Genomic DNA, 4,133 nt, shown 5'->3' with positions numbered 1-4,133 from the left:
GGTAGGTAAAAAGCGTGAAGGGGGACGAAACGACGAGCGAGAGGGGACTCTCAATCAGCTTCTCACCGAGATGGACGGATTTGAAGAGACGAGCGGCATCGTAGTGATCGCCGCGACCAATAATATTGATGTGATGGATGCGGCTTTGCTTCGTGCAGGACGGTTTGATCGCCGTATTTTTGTTGAGCTTCCTACGGCAAGTGAACGTGAAGCGATTTTACAGAAATATCTTCGCCATATTCCGAATGATCTTTCTATCGCCGAAATTGCCAAAATGACGGTCGGATTTAACGGAGCATCATTAGCGGCTTTGGTGAATGAAGCGGCGTTGCTCTGTATGCGTCAAAATGAGATTCAGGTTAAAGCGGAACACTTTATTGCGGTCAAAGATAAAGTGATGTTCGGGAAAAAGAAAATTGCGATGCTCAGTGATGAACAGCGTCGTTATCAAGTGCGTTACCAAGCAGGAAAAGTTTTTGCCGCTACATGGTTTGATTTGCCGTATGAGAAGATTACCCTGACCAATGATTCGATCACTCCCCCTACTGCCGAGCCGCAGCTTCGTCATGAGATCGAAGCGCATATACGGGTTCATCTTGCAGGGATCGCTGCGTCACATCTTCGTTTCGGTGAACACGCCAGCAATGCGTCGCATGATTTGGGGGTTGCCAAAGAGTTGGCTCATGCAATGGTATATGAATACGGGATGGGAAGCACGATCCAGCCCTCAGCTGAGGATGAAGCTAAACTTACCGATCGTCTCTACCGTGAGATGAGCGCACTCTTAGAACGTCATGAAAAAATTCTTGCTAAATTCGAAACGATTCTCGATGAATACGAACATATTTCCAAAGCACTTGCCAAAGCAACGATGAATGAGATTTTATAGCGGTTTTGCACTCACTGGGGATCAGTGTTTTTTTGATCCTTATTTAAAGCGCGGTGAGTATACGGTAGCAGGATTTAGTTACGGTGCGATCAAAGCAGCACAGTATGTCCGTGATTCGTCTGAGCGTATCGATACCCTCCAACTCTTTTCTCCCGCTTTTTTTCAGACGAAAAAAGAGTCTTTCCGACGACTTCAGATGGGTGGATATTTCAAAGATGCCGAGCGGTATCTGGATAATTTTTTGACGAGTTGCTTTTCCCCATTACCCGTAGCTCCCGTTTCATTGGGAAGCAATGATGCCGAGTCTTTGCAAGAACTCCTCTATTTTGAATGGACGAGTGAGTTGATGGAGTCTATATGCTCCAAAGGGACACGTATCGAGGTCTATCTTGGGTTAGACGATCAAGTGATCGATGTCTCAGGGGCGAGGGAGTTTTTTCTCCCCTATGCCACCGTTATCTCTATCCGAAGAGGAAACCATTTTTTACAGGAGAATTTACAATGATTAAAATAGGTGTTATAACTGCATCAGACCGTGCGAGTGCGGGGATTTATGAAGATATATCAGGGGTTGCGATTCAAGATACCATGAAAGATTATTTAAAATCAGAACATGAGATTGTGTACCGTTGTATCCCAGACAATCAAGATACGATTGAAGAGACGATGATGGAGTTGTGTGACCGTGAGGGGTGCTGTCTAGTCGTTACGACGGGGGGGACAGGTCCTGCAAAACGTGACGTGACCCCTGAAGCGACCGAAAACGTCTGCGAGAAGATGATGCCGGGGTTCGGTGAGTTGATGCGTCAGGTAAGCCTTAAATACGTTCCTACCGCTATCCTATCACGACAGACAGCGGGAATCCGAGGTAAATCTCTGATTATCAATCTTCCGGGTAAGCCTAAATCGATCCGCGAGTGTTTGGATGCCGTGTTCCCAGCCGTACCGTACTGTATCGATTTGATCGAGGGGCCGTATTTAGAGTGCAACGAAGAAGTTATAAAAGCGTTTCGACCAAAGCAATAAATTAAAAAAAAATTATTTAATAAACAAAAATGTCGATATAGATATATATAGAGAAATCTTAATAATCTTTTAATCCTGAGTGTGACATTCTAGAAGTCTTTGGATTGTTATTGCAGGAAAAGGAGCGGACGATGATCGATAAATCGATATCATCTTTAAGTACACTTTCGCATCGTGTTTACCGCTTTTTTTGCCCTAAGTCCGAAGAAGATATTTTACATACGACAATCCAGTCTCAAGGGAAAGTGACCGCATTTTTCTTAAGTCAGATTTTGGCTTTTTTAGCCGCTTCATGTGTCTTGATCATTTCTCCTCAAAATACATTTATCATTGTGATGATGTTCTTGAGCATTGTCATGATTTTGATGAATTTTATGTATTTACGTCTGCAAATTCTCTCATTTTACTCGGCAACGGTCATTTTTGCGATTAATGTTTATCTCTCGCAAATCACTATATTATTTGAAACAGAAATAAAATCCATTACTATTTATGGATTTTTTCCTGCTGTTATCGGAGGGCTCCTTTTTTTAGGGGCCCGTTTAGGAACATTGTACGCTTTTTCGTATTTGATGGCATTATGGCTTTATCATTGGTACTTTCATACGTCTCACATAGAGTTTTTTATGCAATTCTTGGCACTTATGGCTACTTTTTTGATTGCGCTTTTTTATGAGATAGTTTCAACGTATCATTCTCAGATACTCTCTAAAACGTTAGAAGAGGTTAAATCTCTTGCCCAAACCGATCAGCTAACCGGTATTTTAAATCGGCGTGAGTTTTTGTATCAAGTGGGGAATTTGGAGGGAAAATATCAAGCATACTCTATGGTAATGATTGATATTGATGATTTTAAAGCCATTAACGATACTTACGGCCATGCTATCGGTGATAGCACATTGAAACTGATTACCCAAACAATTAAATTACACATTCGTGATAGTGAACCCTTTGGCAGGATAGGGGGGGAAGAATTTGCCATCATGTTTCCCCTGCCACTCTCTCAAGCATATGAGCGAAGTGAAATAATTCGTCGTGCTGTCGAAGAGAGCCGGTTGTTACGTGAAAAAAGTGATCTACGCATGACAATAAGCATTGGCATAGCATCGCAGAAAGATGTTTCAAATATCGATGAGTTGCTTTGTCAAGCAGATAAGGCTCTTTATGATGCTAAAAAACGGGGAAAAAATCAGGTAAGAATCTGGAATGAATAGTGTTCCCCGATGCGGGGAGAAGAAAGATTAGACGAAGTCGACTTTGGTAACGTGGTGGTTAAGTCCGAGTTCCGTTGGAGTACATCCGAGTGCGAGACCAACCATCTGCGGCATATGAAGTACCGGAAGATGGACATCGCGTCCAAGGGCTTTTGAAGCTCCATGATTCTGTACATCGAGTTTAAGGTGACACAAGGGACACGGAGTAACCATCCAGTCTGCATTTGCATCCATGGCACCGGCAATCGCATTTCCTGTTAGGATTGCTGCTGTGCGCGGTGATTGAAGCTCAGCATGGAAACCGCAGCATTTATTTTTCTCTTCATAATCGACATTCACACCGCCGCACGCGATGATCAAATCATCCAAAGAGGTTGGAGTATACGGATTTTCACCGCCGTTACTGAGGTTTTGAAGCTCAGATGGGCGGATATTATGGCATCCGTAGAATGGCGCGATATTAAACTGGCTAAGAGGTACTTGGACACGTGCAGCCAATTTTTCCAAACCGTAATCTTGGATGATGGCATAAAGGAAGTGAGTTACTTCTGAAGTCCCTTTGTACTCCAATCCCACTTCGGCCAATTTCGCATTGACTTTGGCTTTAAGTTCAGGGTTTGTGTCAAGTCGGTGCTTGGTCATCGCCGTATTAAGCTGACACGTATTACAGATGGTGACCATGGTAAGTCCGAGTTTTTCAGCGTAACAGATATTACGGGCATTCAAAACCAATGAGAGGAAATCATCGTAATCTTGAAGGTGTGATGCACCGCAACATGAAGCTTCGTCTAACAACACAAGCTCAATCCCGAGTTTATCGGCAATTGCCATGGTTGATTTTAGAAGCTCGGGCGTACTTTCACGCGCCGTACATCCAGTATAGAGGGCGTATTTTAGTTTTTCCATAATCAGCTCCTAAAATTTCACGGTGGATGAAGATTTAATCAATTTTTTGATTTCATCCAGATTTTTTGATTTCGGCATGTTCCATGGCATCACGATTT

5 protein-coding genes are annotated in these 4,133 nt (G+C 43.1%); 4 read left to right on the top strand and 1 reads right to left on the bottom strand.

What is annotated here, in order from left to right; translation table 11 throughout:
• The 4 genes from A3G19_RS00025 to A3G19_RS00010 all read left to right on the top strand — a co-directional run.
• The coding region (locus A3G19_RS00025) for an AAA family ATPase (RefSeq protein WP_294869858.1) at positions 1 to 889 on the top strand (889 nt) is incomplete at its 5' end.
• Positions 876 to 1,394: a pimelyl-ACP methyl ester esterase BioV gene (gene bioV, locus A3G19_RS00020; protein WP_015653895.1), complete on the top strand. Its 519-nt coding sequence runs from the start codon at positions 876 to 878 to the stop codon at positions 1,392 to 1,394. The genes A3G19_RS00025 and bioV, both read left to right, overlap by 14 nt.
• Entirely contained in the window at positions 1,391 to 1,915 is a 525-nt protein-coding gene (gene mog, locus A3G19_RS00015) for a molybdopterin adenylyltransferase (protein WP_015653894.1), read from the top strand. The genes bioV and mog overlap by 4 nt, the downstream gene beginning before the upstream one ends.
• Positions 1,916 to 2,046: 131 nt before the next feature.
• Entirely contained in the window at positions 2,047 to 3,129 is a 1,083-nt protein-coding gene (locus A3G19_RS00010) for a GGDEF domain-containing protein (RefSeq protein ID WP_015653893.1), read from the top strand.
• A 27-nt stretch (positions 3,130 to 3,156) separates the two neighbouring features.
• Here A3G19_RS00010 and A3G19_RS00005 read toward each other — a convergent pair whose 3' ends face one another.
• Positions 3,157 to 4,035, bottom strand: a complete 879-nt coding sequence (locus A3G19_RS00005) for a heterodisulfide reductase-related iron-sulfur binding cluster (protein WP_015653892.1) — start codon at positions 4,033 to 4,035, stop codon at positions 3,157 to 3,159.
• Positions 4,036 to 4,133: the final 98 nt, after the last annotated feature.

The sequence above is a fragment of the Sulfuricurvum sp. RIFCSPLOWO2_12_FULL_43_24 genome (assembly GCF_001829605.1).
Lineage (GTDB): Bacteria > Campylobacterota > Campylobacteria > Campylobacterales > Sulfurimonadaceae > Sulfuricurvum.
The sequence above is the reverse complement of the archived record's forward strand: the minus strand, read 5'-3'. Positions and strand labels throughout refer to the sequence as shown.

What these genes read in the sequence shown, in the direction of transcription:
- bioV (WP_015653895.1), top strand. Translation starts at nt 876, where the DNA reads ATGAGATTTTATAGCGGTTTTGCACTCACTGGGGATCAGTGTTTTTTT.
- mog (WP_015653894.1), top strand. Translation starts at nt 1,391, where the DNA reads ATGATTAAAATAGGTGTTATAACTGCATCAGACCGTGCGAGTGCGGGG.
- A3G19_RS00010 (WP_015653893.1), top strand. Translation starts at nt 2,047, where the DNA reads ATGATCGATAAATCGATATCATCTTTAAGTACACTTTCGCATCGTGTT.
- A3G19_RS00005 (WP_015653892.1), bottom strand. Translation starts at nt 4,035, where the DNA reads ATGGAAAAACTAAAATACGCCCTCTATACTGGATGTACGGCGCGTGAA.